General features: G+C 67.7%; 14 protein-coding genes. 12 read left to right on the top strand and 2 right to left on the bottom strand.

The features are described 5' to 3' along the window. The first annotated feature begins 21 nt into the window (after positions 1–21). The 10 genes from OM977_RS19530 (at position 22) to OM977_RS19485 (ending at position 13241) form a co-directional block, all read left to right on the top strand. On the top strand, positions 22–2007 hold the full coding sequence (locus OM977_RS19530; protein WP_264355511.1) for a penicillin-binding transpeptidase domain-containing protein: 1986 nt from the start codon (positions 22–24) through the stop codon (positions 2005–2007). Positions 2008–2062: 55 nt separating this feature from the next. After that, the gene (locus OM977_RS19525; protein WP_264355510.1) at positions 2063–3745 is read left to right on the top strand and encodes an ABC-F family ATP-binding cassette domain-containing protein; all 1683 of its coding nucleotides are present in this window, start codon (positions 2063–2065) and stop codon (positions 3743–3745) included. Between the two features lie 151 nt (positions 3746–3896). Then, positions 3897–4667: a DeoR/GlpR family DNA-binding transcription regulator gene (locus OM977_RS19520; RefSeq protein WP_264355509.1), complete on the top strand. Its 771-nt coding sequence runs from the start codon at positions 3897–3899 to the stop codon at positions 4665–4667. Further along, positions 4664–5851 carry an MFS transporter gene (locus OM977_RS19515; RefSeq protein ID WP_264355508.1) on the top strand — a complete coding sequence of 396 codons (1188 nt, stop codon included), beginning with the start codon at positions 4664–4666 and terminating at the stop codon, positions 5849–5851. Before OM977_RS19520 ends, OM977_RS19515 begins: the two co-directional genes overlap by 4 nt. 67 nt (positions 5852–5918) lie before the next feature. Further along, positions 5919–7412 (top strand): bifunctional phosphatase PAP2/diacylglycerol kinase family protein, encoded by a 1494-nt coding sequence (locus tag OM977_RS19510; protein ID WP_264355507.1) that lies wholly within the window; start codon positions 5919–5921, stop codon positions 7410–7412. 130 nt (positions 7413–7542) lie between these two features. Beyond that, a complete protein-coding gene (locus OM977_RS19505; protein WP_264355506.1) occupies positions 7543–8487 on the top strand; it encodes an ABC transporter ATP-binding protein in 945 nt (314 codons plus the stop codon). A 2-nt stretch (positions 8488–8489) separates the two neighbouring features. Further along, on the top strand, positions 8490–9404 hold the full coding sequence (locus OM977_RS19500) for an ABC transporter permease (protein ID WP_264355505.1): 915 nt from the start codon (positions 8490–8492) through the stop codon (positions 9402–9404). 34 nt (positions 9405–9438) lie between these two features. Beyond that, complete coding sequence (locus tag OM977_RS19495; RefSeq protein ID WP_264355504.1) at positions 9439–10722, top strand: sensor histidine kinase; 1284 nt, start codon at positions 9439–9441, stop codon at positions 10720–10722. 14 nt (positions 10723–10736) lie between these two features. After that, entirely contained in the window at positions 10737–11585 is an 849-nt protein-coding gene (locus OM977_RS19490) for a response regulator (RefSeq protein ID WP_264355503.1), read from the top strand. 237 nt (positions 11586–11822) lie between these two features. Continuing rightward, positions 11823–13241, top strand: a complete 1419-nt coding sequence (locus OM977_RS19485) for an amino acid permease (RefSeq protein WP_264355502.1) — start codon at positions 11823–11825, stop codon at positions 13239–13241. A gap of 184 nt (positions 13242–13425) precedes the next feature. Here the strand turns inward: OM977_RS19485 and OM977_RS19480 are convergent, their stop codons facing one another. After that, complete coding sequence (locus tag OM977_RS19480; protein WP_264355501.1) at positions 13426–14280, bottom strand: IS3 family transposase; 855 nt, start codon at positions 14278–14280, stop codon at positions 13426–13428. Continuing rightward, positions 14277–14603: a helix-turn-helix domain-containing protein gene (locus tag OM977_RS19475; RefSeq protein WP_264355500.1), complete on the bottom strand. Its 327-nt coding sequence runs from the start codon at positions 14601–14603 to the stop codon at positions 14277–14279. Before OM977_RS19475 ends, OM977_RS19480 begins: the two co-directional genes overlap by 4 nt. A 434-nt stretch (positions 14604–15037) precedes the next feature. Between OM977_RS19475 and OM977_RS19470 the strand changes: the two genes are divergently transcribed. Beyond that, entirely contained in the window at positions 15038–15955 is a 918-nt protein-coding gene (locus tag OM977_RS19470; protein WP_264355499.1) for an intradiol ring-cleavage dioxygenase, read from the top strand. Positions 15956–16029: 74 nt separating this feature from the next. Next, positions 16030–17343, top strand: a complete 1314-nt coding sequence (locus OM977_RS19465) for a M18 family aminopeptidase (RefSeq protein WP_264355498.1) — start codon at positions 16030–16032, stop codon at positions 17341–17343. Positions 17344–17353 lie beyond the last annotated feature (10 nt).

The raw sequence follows: 17353 nt of genomic DNA, 5'->3' as shown, positions 1-17353 counted from the left end.
GGCCCGGGGCATAATGGCGCGGTGGGGAACTCATCAAAATTTTCACTTGTCCTTGTCGGTCTGGTTCTCGGAGCCTCGCTGGTGGGCTGCGACGACGGCCGTGCCGGCGCGCAGGATGCCGCGAAACAGCTTGCCTCGGCCCTTGCCGCGCAAGACGTAAGTTCCGTCGCGTTCGACGGCACGGACTCTGGGGCCGCGAACGAGCAGCTCAATGACGTGTTCCAGGCCCTCAATCCGGATAAACCGTCGGTGGACGCGGGCGAGCTGAAGCTGGAGTCGGGCACGGCCACGGTTCCGCTGACTTACAGCTGGAACATCGGTCCCAAGGAATGGAAGTACACGGTCTCCGCCGAGTTGAAAAAGTCCGGTGACAAGTGGCTGACCGTCTGGAAGCCCGCCATGCTGGTGCCGGAGCTGGCTAACGGAGAAATCCTAAGCGTTGCTGCGGAGTCGCCGGAACGCGCGGCCATCCTCGGCGCAGGTGACGTCCCGCTGGTCACCTACCGCCCCGTGGTGAACGTCGGCATCGACAAACCACTGCTGGCCGGCGCCGATCCCACGGATTCCGCCTCCAAGCTCGCCCAGCTGGTGGGCGTGGACCCGGCGGCCTACGTGCAGCAGGTGGAGGCGACCGGAGCGGAGGCCTTCGTCGCCGCCATCACTCTTCGCGAGGACGGCCGCAGCATCACCGACGAGCAGATTGCCGCGATTCCCGGCGCCCGGGCCATCCCGGGCTCGCTCCCGCTGGCCCCGACACGGACTTTCGCCCGGGCCCTGCTCGGCACCGCCGCCCTGGCCAGCGCCGAGCAGATCGAAGCCTCCAACGGGACGCTGAAGCCCGGCGACACCACCGGCACCGGAGGTCTCCAGCAGCAATATGACGCCCAGCTCCGCGGCACTGATTCGACCGTGGTCCGGGCCCAGAAAGCCGGCCTCACCGCCGAGGAACTTCAGTCTTCTCCCGATCCGCGCAGGATCCTTTTCCAGGTGGAAGGGGCGCCTGGAACCCCGCTGAAGACCACCCTGGATCTGAACCTCCAGCAGCTCGCCGAGGGTGTGCTCGACAAGGTGGGTCCGGCGTCGGCGATCGTGGCCCTCCGCCCGTCCACCGGCGCCGTGCTCGCGGCCGCATCGGGTCCCGGCAGCAACGGCTATGACACGGCCCTGCTGGGGCAGTACGCCCCCGGCTCGATCTTCAAGATCGTGGATTCGCTGGCCATGATCCGTAACGGCATGACCCCCGATTCGAAGGTCGACTGCCCGGCGAGCCTCACCGTGGACGGCCGGACCTTCAAGAACGCCGAGGGCTATCCTGCTGCGTCGCTCGGTGCTGTCACGCTCCGTGACGCCTTCGCCCACTCCTGCAACACCGCCTTCATCAATGCCAGGGACGGCGTCAGCCAGGCCCAACTGGAAAGCGCCGCCACGTCACTGGGCGTCGCCGTCGAAGCCCCTGCCCTCGGCGCTGCGGCGTTCCTGGGTTCCGTCCCGGGCGAGGCCGAGGGCACCGAGCATGCGGCCTCGATGATCGGCCAGGGCAAAGTGCTCCTGTCCCCGCTGGCCGCCGCGGTAATGGCCGGCTCGGTCGGCAAAGGCGCGCCGGTGTCACCGCAGCTGGTACTGAACCCCGGTGCATCCTCCGCCGACCCGTCGGCTGCCGCGACGGCGTCCACGCCCGCACCGGTAGAGACACCGTCCGTGTCGGCCCCGGCCCCGGCGGAAACCTCGGGCACGCCGGTGACGGCAGCAGAGGCGGCCTCCCTGGCGGACATGATGCGCGCGGTGGTGACCTCCGGACACGCGGGCTTCCTGGCCACAGTGCCGGGTGCCCCGGTAGGCGCCAAGACCGGCACGGCAGAATTCGGCAGTGAGGATCCGCCCAAGACCCATGCCTGGATCGTGGCGGTACACGGCGACCTCGCCGTTGCCGTGTTTGTCGAGGACGGCGGCCTGGGTGCCACCACGTCAGGACCCCTGCTGAAGGAGTTCCTCACGGCCGCCGGCTGAGAACGCCGCGGCCGTTCCACCAACCCGTGCAGCGGTCCATGGGAAGATTGACTGCGTGGCTCATATTGACGTTTCCAACATCGATTACTTCCTTTCCGACGGCACGCAACTGCTCAACGGCGTGACCTTCAAGGTTCCGGACGGCACCAAGACGGCGCTGATCGGGCCCAACGGAACGGGAAAGACGACGCTGTTCCGGATTATCTCCGGCGACCTCGTCCCGGATGAAGGCGTGATTGGCCGTTCCGGAAATATGGGCATCATGCGCCAGTTCGTCGGCCAGGTCCGGGACGATTCCACGGTGCGCGACCTCCTGGTCTCCGCTGCGCCGCCGGCGCTGGCCGCTGCTGCCCGCACGGTTGATGAGGCCGAGTTGGCGATGCTGGAGCACGACGACGAACCCACGCAGATGGCGTACGCCCAGGCGATCGTGGACTGGGGCGACGCCGGCGGCTACGACGTCGAGACGGTCTGGGACGAGGTCTGCATGGCCGCACTGGGCTTGCCGTTCGACCGCGCTCAGCACCGACCGGCGTCGAGCCTCTCCGGCGGGGAGCAAAAGCGACTGGTCCTCGAGGCGCTTTTCGCGGGCCCGGACGAACTGCTGCTGCTCGATGAGCCCGACAACTACCTCGACGTGCCGGGCAAGCGCTGGCTGGAGGCCAAGCTGAACGAGTCGAAGAAGACAGTGTTCTTCATCAGCCACGACCGCGAGCTCCTCAACAACGCGGCCGGCCGCATCGTCACCCTCGAACCGGGCATCAACGGCGCAGGCGCCTGGGTGCACGGCGGCGGCTTCGGCTCCTATGTGGAGGCCCGGGCAGACCGGAATGCCCGCTTCGAGGAGTTGCGCAAACGCTGGGACGAGGAGCACGTCAAGCTCAAGGAACTCGTCAACATGTACAAGAACAAGGCCGCGTTCCGTTCCGACATGGCCAACCGCTACCACGCCGCACAGACCCGGCTGGCGAAGTTCCTCGAAGTGGGACCGCCCGAGGCGCTGCCGATCGAGCAGAACGTGCAGATGCGCCTCAAGGGCGGCCGCACCGCGAAGCGCGCCATCGTGGCCGAGAAGCTGGAACTGACCGGGCTCATGAAGGCGTTCTCCACTGAGGTGTGGTTCGGCGACCGGGTTGGTGTCCTCGGTTCCAACGGATCCGGGAAGAGCCACTTCCTGCGCCTGCTCGCCACCGGCGGCACCGACCCCGAACGCGAGCACCTGCCCGTGTCCGACGTCGAGATCGCCGAGGTCCCGCACGAAGGCACCGTCAAGCTCGGAGCCCGGATCCGCCCCGGATTCTTTGCGCAGACCCACGTCCGTCCGGACCTCTTGGGTAAGACCCTGCTGGAAATCCTGCACCGGGGCGACGAACACCGTTCCGGGCTGGGCCGCGAAGCCGCAGCCGGGGCGCTGGACGGGTACGGCCTGGCGGCGCAGTCGGAGCAGAAGTACGAATCGCTCTCCGGCGGCCAGCAGGCCCGGTTCCAGATCCTGCTGCTGCAGCTCTCCGGTGCCACGCTGCTGCTCCTCGATGAGCCGACGGACAACCTGGACCTGCACTCGGCCGAGGCACTCGAGCGGGCGATCGACCACTTCGAGGGCACCGTCCTCGCCGTCACCCACGACCGCTGGTTCGCCCGGACCTTCGACCGTTTCCTGGTCTTCGGCTCCGACGGCAAGGTCTATGAGTCGGCCGAGCCGGTCTGGGACGAAAAGCGCGTCGAACGGGTCCGCTAGGGCAAACCCAATCGCCGGTCTCACGGCCGACGTCGTATCTCCTCTGATTCATCAGCCCCACCCGTGCTGTGCCAGCAGTACCCCAGCCATGCCAAGAGACCACAAGTGCGCAAGAAATGATTACATGATCATAAAGCGCTAGTATTTGGGCATGAGCACTGCTGAACGTCACCGCCTGATCGGCGAACTGCTGCGCAGCCGCGAGCACGCGTCAGTGGAGGAACTGATGGCCGCGTGCGGGGCCTCCGGCGCCACCATCCGGCGCGATCTCGACGTCCTGGCTATGCATGGTGTGCTGCGGCGGGTCCACGGCGGAGCCAGGAGCCTGCTCTTCGGCGGCGAGAACCCGGAATATGGGCAACGCCAGCTGGAAGACCACGCCGTCAAGGTGCGGATCGCCGCAGGTGCGGCGGCACTCCTCAAGGACCGCGGGCACGTCTGGCTGGACAGCGGCACCACTGCCACGGAGATCGCCCGCCAGCTGCAACAGCGCGAGATGACGATCATGCCGATGTCCTTGCGGGCGGTCACGGCGCTGACCGCGGAGTCCCCCGCCGGCCGCCGCCCCGAGCTGTTGCTCCCGGGCGGCAGCCTGGTCCCCGGTGAGTTGTCGTTCCGCGGACCCATGGCGGAAGCCAACATCCGCTCGCTGCGCTTCGACACCGCCGTGGTTACGCCCTGCGCGGTAAACCTCCAGGACGGACTCCTGGCCCACGACATCGACGACGCCGCCGTGAAACGTGCAGGACTTGAATCCGCGGGGCGCGTGATCGTCGCGTGCTCCGCGGCAAAATGGAACGCCAGCGCCGTGGCACTCGTCGCGCCCCTCGGCGCCGTGGACACCATTGTCACGGACAAGGCCCTCACTCCCGAAGAACTTGCCCAACTCGCCCAACACTCGGTGGAAGCAGTGATCGTATGACCAAAACCGCAACCGGCCCTCAGCTCAAAGCCGCGGCGGCCGCCACATTCCTGATATTCGGCATCAACGGGCTCGTCTTCGCCAGCTGGGCCGCCCGCATCCCGGCGGTGACCGACACCCTGCAGATCACCTCGGGACAAATGGGAACACTGCTGCTGTGCGTCGCGGTCGGTTCACTCATCGCGCTGCCGACGGCAGGTCACGTCGTGGGCCGGATCGGTACGGCCAACACCATTCGCGCCGCAGGTCTCCTGGCCGCGGCCGCCGGCGTGGGGATCGCGCTGTCGCTGGCGGCCGAATCCATTCCGGGGACCGCAATCTCGCTGTTCTTCTTCGGCATCGGCATCGGGTTGTGGGACGTGTCCCAGAACATTGAAGGAGCCGACGTGGAGCACAAGCTCGGCCGCACCATCATGCCGCAGTTCCACGCGGCGTTCAGTGGCGGAGCCTTCGTCGGTGCGCTGATCGGCGCCGGCCTGTCCAGGCTCGGCGTCGGGCTTCCGGCCCACCTCCTCGTGATCGCCGCGGTGGTTGCGGCGGCTGCCCTGTGGGCTCCCCGGTACTTCCTTACGCACGTGCCGGCGGCTGCCCCGCTCGCCGGGGAGGCAACACCGCCCCGGGCCGGACGGGCCTGGCGGGATGGCCGGACCCTGCTGATCGGCGTCGTGGTTCTCGGCGCCACGCTCACCGAAGGAGCCGGCAACGACTGGATCGCCAAAGCAGCTGTGGACGGACTTGGCGCCACGGAGTCCACCGGCGCGTTGCTGTTTGCCGCCTTTGTCCTGGCCATGACCGCCATGCGGTTCTTCGGCGGCCGCGCGATCGATGCCTACGGCCGGGTGGCGGTGCTGCGGGCCAGCATGGCCGCGGCCGCACTCGGGCTGGGGCTTTTCGTTCTCGCCGGCGACATCTGGCTCGCAACCGCGGGCGCCGCACTGTGGGGTGTCGGGGCTGCCCTCGCATTCCCGGTGGGCATGTCCGCGGCGGCGGATGATCCCAAACACGCCGCCGCCCGGGTTTCGGTCGTGTCAACGGTGGGCTACATCGCCTTCCTCGCCGGCCCGCCGCTGCTGGGATACCTGGGCGACGTGACCGGGATCAGGATGGCCCTGCTGGCGATCGCGGTTCCGATTCTGGGGGCCCTGCTGCTGGCCGGCGCCGCGAAAACCCTGCGCACCAGCTAGCAGCCGGCCCCGGAGTCAAGTACGCCTGCCGCCCGCCTGCCGGGCACCGCCGCAGTATGGTGGTCCAATGCGAAGCGTGCTGAGGAAAGCGCCGGGACGGCTGGCGGGACTCGACCGGAAACTGGTGCGGGCCGTCTCGGCCTTCCCGGGCGGGGGCCATGACGACTTTTTCCGGCGGCTGTCGGCCGCGGCAACCAAGGGAAAGCTCTGGTTCGGCTTCGCCGCTCTGATGGCGCTGGTGCCCGGAAGGACCCGCCGGGCAGCGCTCCACGGGCTGATTGCGCAAGGGCTTGCGTCCGCCATCACCAACCTCGGCTTTAAGACGCTCCTGCCGCGGGCACGCCCTCTGCCGGAACACCTCCCGGCATTCCGCTTCGTCCATCCCCAGCCCACGAGCTCCTCCATGCCCTCGGGCCACTCCGCGTCGGCCGTCGCCTTTGCGCTTGGCGCGGGACTGGTCCGTCCGGCCGTCGGCGCCGCACTGGCCCCGATCGCGGCGGGCGTGGCCTACTCCCGCGTCCACACGGGAGCCCACTGGCCCTCGGATGTCCTCTTCGGCTCCGCGATCGGGGCCGGCGCCGCCCTCGTCACCCGCAAGTGGTGGCCCGTCCGGCCGCCCTTCCCCGACGTCCGGCGCAGTGCCGTCAAGGCCGCCGAGCTTCCCGACGGCGAGGGGCTTGGCATCGCCGTGAACACCCTTGGGGGATCGTACGCCGCAGAGACGGCCGCGGCGCTGCAAAAAGTATTCCCCAATGCGTATATTAAGGAGATCGCGCCCGCGGAGAGCGTGGCGGAGGCGATCTCCGGCGTCGCCGGGCGTCCAGGGATCCGCGCCCTGGGCATCTGGGGCGGGGACGGGACCGTGGGCACCGCCGCCGCGACCGCCGTCGAGCATGCCCTCCCACTCCTGGTCCTGCCCGGGGGGACCCTCAACCACTTCGCGCGCGACGCCGGCATCCCCAACCTGACCGCCGCCGTCGAGGCGGCGTCAAGCGGCCAAGCGGCCCGCGCGGACCTTGGCCTTGTGGCCGTGGAGCGCGGGCTTCCCGACAGCCCCGAACTGCTCCATCTGACCATGCTCAACACCGCGAGCATCGGCCTTTACCCGGACCTTGTCAGGCGCCGGGAACTGCTCCAGCCGGCCCTGGGAAAACCACTTGCCGGTGTGGTTGCAATGTTCCGGACCTTCGCCGTCGGAAAGCCGTCCACCTTGATCGTCGATGGCGTGCGGCACAAGTTGTGGATTCTGTACATCGGCCGCGGACGGTACTACCCCCGCGACCATGCCCCGCTGGTCCGCCCTGTCCTGGATGACGGCGTCTTCGACCTCAGGATGATTACGGCGGACGAGTCCTTTGCCCGGCTCCGGCTGCTGTGGTCCGTGGTGACCGGAACGGTTGCAACCTCCCGGATCACCCATCTGAGCGAAAGCAGGAGCATCCGGGTGGAGCCGGGGGACGCCACCATGGTCCTGGCGGTGGACGGAGAAGTGATGCCGGGCGTCCGCAGCGTCGACTTCTCCGTGCTGCCCGGTGCCCTTGCCTACTACTCGCCGTCTTGAGCAGTGCCGCCGTCATCCTCCCGGACTACCCTGATTCGACCCTGAATCATCCCTGAGACCGGCGAAATCGGCGCGCGGCCTCGGTAGCGTGGTGTCTGCACCAAGCCACCGCTATCAAAGGAACGCTTCCATGATCGAAGCACGAGGCCTGACAAAGGTTTATGGCGACAAGACTGCCGTCGCCGGCGTCAATTTCACTGTCGAAGCCGGCCGGGTCACCGGCTTCCTGGGACCGAACGGCGCCGGCAAATCCACCACCATGCGGATGATCATGGGACTGGACCGGCCGACGTCGGGCACCGTGACCGTCAACGGTGCCCCCTTCGCGCGGCATGCCGCACCGCTGCGCGACGTCGGCGCGCTCCTGGACGCCAAAGCCGTCCACACGAGCCGCTCCGCCTACAACCACCTCCTGGCGATGGCCGCCACGCACAGCATCGCCAAGAAACGCGTGCACGAGGTCATCGAAATGACCGGACTGGCCGACGTGGCCAGGAAGAAGGTCAAGGGCTTCTCGCTGGGCATGGGCCAGCGGCTGGGCATCGCCGCGGCGCTCCTCGGCGATCCCCAGACGATCATCCTGGACGAGCCGGTCAACGGCCTCGACCCGGAAGGTGTCCTCTGGGTCCGCAACCTGGTGAAGTACCTTGCCTCCGAGGGCCGCACCGTGTTCCTTTCCAGCCACCTGATGAGTGAGATGGCAGTAACAGCCGACCACCTGATCGTGATCGGGCGGGGCCGGATCATTGCCGACGCTCCGATCCAGGACATCATCAACGGCAAAGGCCAGAGCCGCACGCGCGTCCGCAGCGACCAGCCGGACCAGCTCATGAACCTGCTTGCCGGAGCCGGCGTCTCCGTGGAGCTGCAGGAGAACGAACTGCTCGAGGTCCAGGGCCTCGACCCGCGGCAGATTGCCCGGACCGCGCTAGATGGCCGCGTCCTGATCTACGAACTCACCCCGCTGCAGGCAAGCCTCGAGGAGGCTTACATGGAGCTGACCAAGGATGAGGTCGAATACCACTCGCTGATCACCACGGGCGCCGCCGCCCCCGTCCAATCCGGAGGCAACTAGCCATGAGCTCAACCACCCTCGACTCCAACCCCTCACCCCGCGGCGCCCACGCCGGACCCGGCGCCGGTGGCGCTTCTGCCGGCAGGTTGTCCGGCGACGGCACCAGTCCCGGGCCGGGACCGTCCTTCCTCCGGGTCCTGAACTCCGAATTCATCAAGTTCCGCACGCTCCTGTCCACCCTGGTCCTGCTGGGCTCCACGGTCCTGGTGGTGGTGGGCTTCGGCGCCCTCTCCGCGTGGGGCACCGGACAGTTCGCGGCGGCCGCCACGTCAGACCCCGAGGCGGCCGCCGCGTTTGCCGCCCAGGGCGGGGATCTCACCGTCGGCGTCCCCACGTCCGGCATCGCCTTCGCCCAGCTGATCCTTGGTTCGCTGGGCGTGCTGCTGATGAGCTCGGAATTCACCACCGGCATGGCCCGCTCCACCTTCGCCGCCGTGCCAAGGCGGCTTCCCGCGTTCGCCGCCAAGCTCCTTGTCGTCACGGTGACAGCCTTCGTGCTGACCGCCGCCTCCGTGCTCCTGGCGGGCCTGGTATCGCTGCCGATCCTGGACAACTACGACCTCAAACTCGACCTTGCCAGCTCCCAGTCGGTCAAACTGCTGCTGGTCAGCAGCCTCTACGTGGCAGCCGTGGCCGCGATCGGCATGTCCCTCGGTGCTCTGATCCGCAATTCCGCAGGCGGCATCATGAGCTTGGTGGGTCTGTTCTTCGTGGCACCGATCGCGTTCCAGCTGATCCCCGGGGACTTCTTCGTTGAGGCCCGGAAGTACCTCCCCGGCAACACCGTGGAACCACTGACCGCCGTCGAACACGTCCCTGACACGCTGGAAGCCTGGCAGGCGGCCCTGGTTTTGGGCGCCTGGGTGCTCATCCCTGTGCTCCTCGCCGCGTTCCTGCTGAAAAAGCGGGATGTCTAGGCCAGCGGGCCGGGCCACCGTCTAGGCTCGGGGAATGATCGATGCAGTTTCCGTGAAGGACGCACCGGCCAGCCAGGCCGAGGCGTCCTTTGCTGAAATCACCGCCCGACGGCGCGGGGGGCTCCGGCGCTACCTGTTCCAGCACCCGCGCGTCATGGACGCCGTCGTGGTGCTGTGCTATCTGATCCTCGTCACACCCACCGCGGTGGAGTCGGTGCTCGACGGCGCGTGGCCGGCCGCCGTGCTGCTCGCGGCGGCCGCCGGGGCCTTGGCCCTCCGGCGGTCCTACCCGGTGCCCGTGGTGGCCATAGTGGCGACGGTCGAAGTGGCGGTGACCCTGCTGCACCCCTGGGGATCCAACGTCTCTGCCGGACTATGGTTTTCGCTCTACGCCGTCGCCGTCGTGCGCACCCGGCGCTTCGCCATCATCACGCTCGCGGCCGCCACGGCTCCGCTGGCGTTCCTGTACTTCCTGCTGGCGGTCGGGCCGCTGGACGGCCGGCTGCCGGACACCGCGGTGCGCACGCCGGAGAACTTCCAGCTCATCACCAGCATCGCGGCGGGCATCAGCATCACGCTGTCCAACGTCATTGCCACCGGCATCGGCATCTCGGTCCGGCAGCGGCGGGAGCACGAGCACGAGATCGCGGCCTGGGCCGAGCGGTCCGCGCAGCTGGGCTCGGCCCGGGAGCGCAACAGGATCGCCCGGGAAATGCACGACGTCGTGGCGCACTCGCTCACCGTGATGATCAGCCTCTCGGACGGGGCCGCCGTCGTGGTCAAGAGGGACCCGGGACGGGCAGCCGAAGTGCTCGGCGAACTATCCCGTACCGGACGCACCGCGCTGGCGGACATGCGGCGCGTGCTGGGAGTGCTGCGGGACGACTCCGCCGGGTCTGCCCCGCGCGAACCGCTGGTGGCAGGGGACAACCTGGCCAAGCTGCTCGAGGGATTCCGCACGGCGGGCCTGCCGCTGCACTACACTCACACCGGCCCTTCCCTTCCCGAAGACGCGGCGTTCCAGCTCACCGTGTACCGGATCGTGCAGGAATCGCTGACGAACGTGCTGCGCTACGGCCGCGCTCTGGGGCGTGTGGAGGTGGACATTGTGCGCGACGGCAGCACCGTTGTGATTGACGTGTTCGACGACGGCAAAGGCACCATGGAGGCCGGCACCTTCGTTGGCACAGGCCAGGGCCTGGCCGGAATGCGCGAACGGGCCCGGTTTTACGCAGGCAGCGTGGAGGCCGGGCGCACCACCGACGGCGGATGGCGGGTGCATGCGGTGCTGAACTGCAGCGGGGGACACGGGAAATGACACAGGGGGAACTGATGAGCGAATCCGAACGGATCCGCGTGCTGCTGGTCGATGACCAGCCGCTGCTCCGGATGGGCTTCCGCCTGATCCTGGAGGGCGAGGACGACCTCGGCATTGTGGGCGAAGCGTCCGACGGCGCCGAAGCGGTACGCCAAGCCGGGGAGCTGAGCCCCGACGTCGTGCTCATGGACGTGCGGATGCCGGTCCTGGACGGGATCGAGGCGACACGCGCCATCACCGCCTCCGGATCCTGCGCGAAGGTCATCATCCTGACGACCTTCGACCTGGACGAGTACGCTTTCGCCGGGCTCCAGGCGGGCGCTTCTGCCTTCCTGCTCAAGGACGTGGCGCCAGCCGAACTCATCAGCGCGGTCCGGGTGGTGGCCAGCGGTGATGCCGTCGTGGCCCCGCGGATCACCCAGCGGCTCCTCGAGACCTACGTCCGGGGCGCGGGCCTCAACAGCAGAGCGGGCACGACCGCCCCGGCCGCTGGGGTCCTGAATGGCGATCCCGGCGGGGCTGAAACTGCCGGCGGGGCTGAAACTGCCGGCGGGGCTGGCAGTGCTGGCGCGGCTGGCAGGGCGGCCGAAGGTGCCGGCGGCCTTGCCGGCCCGGGAACAGGAGCGCGCGCGGCGAAAGACCCGCTCCTGGAAGACCTGACCCCGCGCGAGACGGAAATGCTCGGGGCCCTGGCCGAGGGCCTCTCGAATGCGGAGATTGCACATCGGTACTTCCTCTCGGAAGCTACCGTCAAGACGCATGTGCGGCGTATCCTGACCAAGCTGCACCTTCGCGACCGCGTGCAGGCCGTGGTCTACGCCTACGAAACCGGCCTTGTGGTGCCGAGCAACCCCGATTATTGAGGAGATGTGCCTGAAACAGTGGTTTCAGGCACATTACCAAATTGCCCGCAAGGCAACTTTGGTTGTCTGACGGTGCCTCCTCTTGGAGTTCCGCCCGGCTGGACGCCACGTCATTTGTGGCCCTGCACAGAACGGCAGGCAGACGCCCGGGTCTAGGGTGAAACGACACTGTGGTCCGCCGCACTTTCCGCCCGGCATCAGTACGTACCAAACATCCCCCACGAAGGACGGCGCTTAATGCAGGCTGACCAGCAACTTTCCAAATCGCTCAAACCCAGGCATCTCTCCATGATCGCGATCGCCGGGGTGATCGGCGCCGGTCTCTTTGTCGGCTCCGGCGCCGCAATCCAGCAGGCCGGTCCCGGCATCCTCCTGGCCTACATGGCGGCGGGCCTCGTGGTCATCCTGGTCATGCGAATGCTTGGCGAAATGGCCGCAGCCAACCCGGAAACCGGCTCCTTCTCAACCTACGCGGACAAGGCACTCGGCCGCTGGGCCGGCTTCAGCATCGGCTGGCTTTACGCCTGGTTCTGGATCATCGTGCTCGGCATCGAGGCCACGGCGGGAGCGGCGATCATGCACCGCTGGGTGCCCGGCATTGACCAGTGGGTCTGGGCTTTGATTCTCATGGTCCTGCTGACCCTGACCAACCTGGGCTCGGTGAAGTCCTTTGGTGAGTTCGAATTCTGGTTCGCCTCCATCAAGGTGACGGCGATCGTGCTGTTCCTGCTCTTCGGTGTGGCCGCCATCCTCGGCCTGGTTCCCGGTGTCCCCGCCCCGGGACTCAGCAACCTGGTCGAAAACGGCGGCTTCCTGCCCAACGGCCCAGGTGCGGTGCTGGCGGGCATCCTGGTGGTTGTCTTCTCCTTCTTCGGCGCCGAAATCGCCACCATCGCCGCCGGTGAATCGGAGAACCCGGTCGACGCCGTGAAGAAGGCCGTGAAGTCCACGGTCTGGCGCATCCTCGTCTTCTACATCGGCTCCATCGCGGTCGTGGTGACCTTGCTCCCGTGGAACTCCGCATCGGTGGCCAAGAGCCCCTACGTTGCCGTGATCGAACTCTTCGGCATCCCCGGCGCCGGCACCATCATGGACATCGTCGTGCTCACATCCGTGCTGTCCTGCCTGAACTCCGGCCTCTACACGGCCAGCCGGATGCTCTTCTCGCTCTCCCGCCGGGGCGACGCCCCCAAGTCCTGGATGAAAATCTCCAACCGCGGCGTCCCGGCCGCGGCAGTCCTGGCCTCCACGGTGGTCGGCTTCGTCACCGTGGGCCTGAACTACATCGCCCCGGACACGGTGTTCCTGTTCCTCGTCAACACCTCCGGTGCCATCGCGCTGTTTGTCTGGCTCGTCATCGCCTCATCCCAGTTAATCCTGCGCCGCCGGATGGGCGCGGCCGCCAAGGACCTGCAGCTGAAGATGTGGCTCTTCCCGTATCTGACGTGGCTGTCGATCGTCAGCATTGTGGCCCTGCTGATCGGCATGGTGATCCTGGATTCCACCCGGGAATCGCTCCTGCTATCACTCGCCCTCGCGGCCGTCGTCGTGGGCATCGGCCTGTGGCGCTACCGGAAGCAGGGCGGGACGTCCACGGGCGCGCCCACGGAGGCTCCGGCCGAAGAAGCCACCCTCGGAGCGGGAACGGCCTCCTAAGCTCGGCGCTGGCCCGGCCCTGGGCACCACCCTGGGCCCGGGCCCCGCGTGCCGCACCTTCCCGGACTCCGCACCGGACCTCCCCGGACTCCGCACCGCACCGGGCCCCGCAACGGACCGGCCTCCGGACATGTCCCACTCTCGTGCTGAACTGGTCCCCGAAAGTTGGACTGGTTGGTAGAGCCTAGGCTGCGAGGGCTTGAGAACGGTATTGCGCCGGGCTCAGGCCCTTGAGCTTTGTTGAGATTCTTTCGGTGTTGTACCAGTGGATGTACGTGTGCAACGCCGCTGCCAAGGCGTCGGTGCTGATGAACCGGACGTGGTGGAAGAGCTCTTCCTTGAGGTGGCCGAAGAAGTTCTCCATCACCGCGTTGTCGTAGCAGTTGCCCTTGCGGGACATCGATTGGACCGCGCCGGCACCCTCCAGAAGAACGCGCCAGGACACGTGCTGGTATTGGAAACCCTGGTCCGAATGCACGAGCGGTTTCTGCCCATCCTCGAGCGTGTTCAGGGCCCGGCGCAGCGAGGTGTTGGTCAGTTCCAGGGTCGGGGACGAGCTGATCGAATGGGAGATGATCTGCCGGTCGAAGAGGTCCATGACCGGTGAGAGGTAGAGCTTCCGGTCCCCGACGCTGAACTCGGTCACATCCGTCACCCACTTCTGGTTGGGTTCATCGGCCTCGAACCGGCGGTTCAGGACGTTCGGGGCAATCCTGCCCTGCTCGCCCTGGTAGGAGTTGTAGCGTTTCTTCCTTCGGACCTTGCAGACCAGCCGGAGCACACGCATGAGTTTCAGCACGGTCTTCTTCGCGACCGTCCACCCTTGCCTGGCCAGTTCAGTGTGGATGCGGCGATGCCCGTAGCGGCCATGGTTCTTCTCGAAGATCTCTGTGACCGCGGCTTTGATCGCCGCTTGCGGATCGGGGGCCTGGAGGCGGGCCTGGTGGTAGAAGAACGTGGACCGGGCCAGGCCGGCGGCCTGCAGCAGCACCGCAAGGGGGAAGTCCGCCTTGAGGGCGATGAGGGTCTGAACCTTCACCGTCGTTCCTGCGCCCTCAAGGCCCGCAATTTTCCCAGGTAGGCCACCTCCGCCCGGAGCCGTTCGTTCTCCCGGCGCAGCCGTTCCAGCTCGGGCAGCTCCGCCGACGGCGGGGAATCGGGTTCCCTGGGCCTGCTTTTAGGCTTCGGCCGCAAGGCGTCCGGGCCCTCGCGACGATAGGCAGCCGCCCAGTTTTTGAGTAACCCGGACGAGGACAGGCCAGCCTCCGCCGCGAGATCCTGGGCGGTCTCGCCCGCGATGAACCGTTCGACTAATGCGAGCTTGAGTTCGAACGAATACACCTGTTTCGTCGGCTTGGCCACCAGCGCTCCTCGACCATGGATCCTCCACCGCAGATAGAGAAGCTGGACCGGCGAGTGCGACACACCCAACAGCCGCGCAGCCGCTTTATCCGCGATGCCCTTCTCAAACCACGCTACAGCGGCCTCGCGCTGAACTTCGGATAACGGACTACGTACATGCATAAAACTGCTCCCCGGGAGTCGGAACTGAATTTCTCAGTCCAACTTCCGGGGAGCAGTTCATGCCCAGCGATGGACATAATGCCACTATGTCCATCCGCGGGCTCCAGGGGAGGGCATGTCCGGGGCAGGCCGGAGGACATGTCCAGTCGCGAGTGCGGGAGGAGAGCATGTCCCCAGCCCGGGCCGCCGTGTGCGGACGCCGCGCGATGGGACACAGGATTCTAACAGGAAAGGCCTAGTGCTGGCATAGCGGTCTGAGGTTCCATGGAGGCATGACCACGCCAGTCCAGCCCCCGCACGAGCCGCACCCCGACCACGACCGCGGCCTGGAATTCGACCTCTCGACCCTGCTGAGCCGCCGCCGCTCGCTGGGCATGTTCCTCGGGGCCGGCGCGGCTGCCGCGCTGGCGGCGTGCACGCCCGGCGGACCGACGGGCACCGCGGCAGCAACCGCGACGGCAACCTCGACGCCGACCGGCTCTGCAAGCGCCGCCACCAGCGCGGCCGCCGCGACGCCGTCGGCATCCGCATCGCCCACGCTGACCCGTGCGATCGCCGAATGTGGCGTCGAAATTCCCGAGGAAACCGCCGGACCGTTCCCGGGGGACGGGTCGAACGGACCCGACGCGCTGTCCGCTTCCGGCGTCGTCCGGCAGGACATCACCGCCAGCTTCGGAACGTCGACCTCCACAGCGGAGGGCGTGCCCCTCACCGTCACGCTGACCCTGCTCGACAACGCCAACGGCTGCACGCCGCTGGCCGGCGCCGCGGTCTACGCCTGGCACTGCGACCGCGAAGGCAGGTACTCCATGTACGATTCCGGCCTCAAGAACGAGAACTACCTCCGTGGCGTCCAGGAGGCCGACGCGAACGGCCAGGTCACCTTCACGACCATCTACCCCGGCGCGTACAGTGGACGCTGGCCGCACATCCACTTTGAGGTGTTTGAGTCCATGACCAACGCCACGACGGCGGGTCAGGTCCTCGCCGTGTCGCAGATCGCGCTGACGGACGCGGCCTGCAGGGAGGTCTACGCCTCGGCCGGGTACGAGGCCAGTGCGCGGAACTTCCCGCGCACCACGCTCAAATCCGACAATGTCTTCGGCGACGACGGCGGCATCTACCAGCTCGCCACGATGGCAGGCTCGGTGTCCGCCGGCTACACGGCCGCGCTCAACGTCACGGTGTAGCTCCCTGCAGCTTTACCGGGTGTCGGGCGGCCCGACCGGAAGGTGGACCCGGCCGCGGCGTTAGACTCGGTGCCATGTCCTCCCACGCCAGTGCCGCCGCCCACATCCAGGACCTCGGCGCGTACGTCTCTGCTTCGCCGTCCAGCTTCCATGCCGTCCACGAGGCAGCCCGGCGGCTGGACATCGCCGGTTTCACCCGACTGGAGGAGCTCGAGCCCTGGGATAGCGCGGCCGATCAAGCCGACAAGCACTACGTGATCCGCGACGGTGCCCTGATCGCCTGGGTGACGCCCGAAGGAGCCGGTCCCACCACTGGCTTCAACATCCTGGGCGCGCACACCGATTCGCCGTCATTCAAACTCAAGCCCAAAGCCACCACCGGAAAGTTCGGCTGGCTGCAGGCCGGCGTCGAGGTCTACGGCGGACCGCTGCTCAACTCCTGGCTGGACCGTGAACTGCAGCTCGCCGGGCGTCTCGTGATGCTCGATGGCACGCAGCACCTGACCGCCACGGGACCGCTGCTCCGCTTCCCCCAGCTGGCCATCCACCTTGACCGCACGGTCAATGACGGGCTGGCCCTGGACAAGCAGCAACACATGAACCCGGTCTTCGGGCTCGGGGATCCTGCCGGTGAAGACCTGCTGGCGCTGCTCGCAGGACGCGTGCGGGACGAAAACGTCGACCCGGCGAAGATCGGCGGCTACGACGTCGTGATCGCGGATACCCAAGCGCCCGCAGTCTTCGGAGCGAAGAATGAGTTCTTCGCCTCCGGCCGGCTGGATAACCTCTCCGCCACGCACGCCGGGATCGAGGCGCTGATCGCCCACGCAGACTCGCCTCTTCCGGCAGGCGCGCCGATCGCCGTCCTGGCGGCCTTCGACCATGAGGAGATCGGCTCCGCGTCGCGCTCCGGCGCGTGCGGACCCGTCCTCGAGGACGTTCTGGTGCGCATCTCGGACGGGCTCGGCGCCTCGGCGAGCCAGCGGCGGCAGGCGTTTGCGGCGTCGTTCTGTGTCTCCGCAGACGCCGGACACGCCGTGCACCCCAACTACCCCGAGCGGCACGACCCGGCCAACCGCCCGGCGCTCAACGGCGGCCCGCTGCTGAAGATCAACGCCAACCAGCGCTACGCCACGGACGCCCCGGGCGCCGCCCTCTGGGCGAGGCTGTGCACCGAAGCGGGTGTCCCGTACCAGGAGTTCGTCTCCAACAATGTGATGCCGTGCGGGTCCACGATCGGCCCGCTGACGGCCACGCGGCTCGGCATCCGGACGGTCGACGTCGGCGTGCCCCTGCTCTCGATGCACTCCGCCCGCGAACTCTGCGGCGTCGAGGACCCGTACCGGCTGGCCCGGGTGACGGAGCAGTTCTTCCGAACGGCGGCCTGAGCCCGCGGCC

The organism is Pseudarthrobacter sp. MM222 (assembly GCF_947090775.1).
Classification (GTDB): domain Bacteria; phylum Actinomycetota; class Actinomycetes; order Actinomycetales; family Micrococcaceae; genus Arthrobacter.
This window is presented reverse-complemented; position numbering and strand designations above follow the sequence as displayed.

Excerpts from the sequence above, each read along its gene's own strand:
- OM977_RS19520 (WP_264355509.1), top strand. The coding sequence starts at position 3,897 with ATGAGCACTGCTGAACGTCACCGCCTGATCGGCGAACTGCTGCGCAGC.
- OM977_RS19515 (WP_264355508.1), top strand. The coding sequence starts at position 4,664 with ATGACCAAAACCGCAACCGGCCCTCAGCTCAAAGCCGCGGCGGCCGCC.
- OM977_RS19510 (WP_264355507.1), top strand. The coding sequence starts at position 5,919 with ATGCGAAGCGTGCTGAGGAAAGCGCCGGGACGGCTGGCGGGACTCGAC.
- OM977_RS19505 (WP_264355506.1), top strand. The coding sequence starts at position 7,543 with ATGATCGAAGCACGAGGCCTGACAAAGGTTTATGGCGACAAGACTGCC.
- OM977_RS19500 (WP_264355505.1), top strand. The coding sequence starts at position 8,490 with ATGAGCTCAACCACCCTCGACTCCAACCCCTCACCCCGCGGCGCCCAC.
- OM977_RS19495 (WP_264355504.1), top strand. The coding sequence starts at position 9,439 with ATGATCGATGCAGTTTCCGTGAAGGACGCACCGGCCAGCCAGGCCGAG.
- OM977_RS19490 (WP_264355503.1), top strand. The coding sequence starts at position 10,737 with ATGAGCGAATCCGAACGGATCCGCGTGCTGCTGGTCGATGACCAGCCG.
- OM977_RS19485 (WP_264355502.1), top strand. The coding sequence starts at position 11,823 with ATGCAGGCTGACCAGCAACTTTCCAAATCGCTCAAACCCAGGCATCTC.
- OM977_RS19470 (WP_264355499.1), top strand. The coding sequence starts at position 15,038 with ATGACCACGCCAGTCCAGCCCCCGCACGAGCCGCACCCCGACCACGAC.
- OM977_RS19465 (WP_264355498.1), top strand. The coding sequence starts at position 16,030 with ATGTCCTCCCACGCCAGTGCCGCCGCCCACATCCAGGACCTCGGCGCG.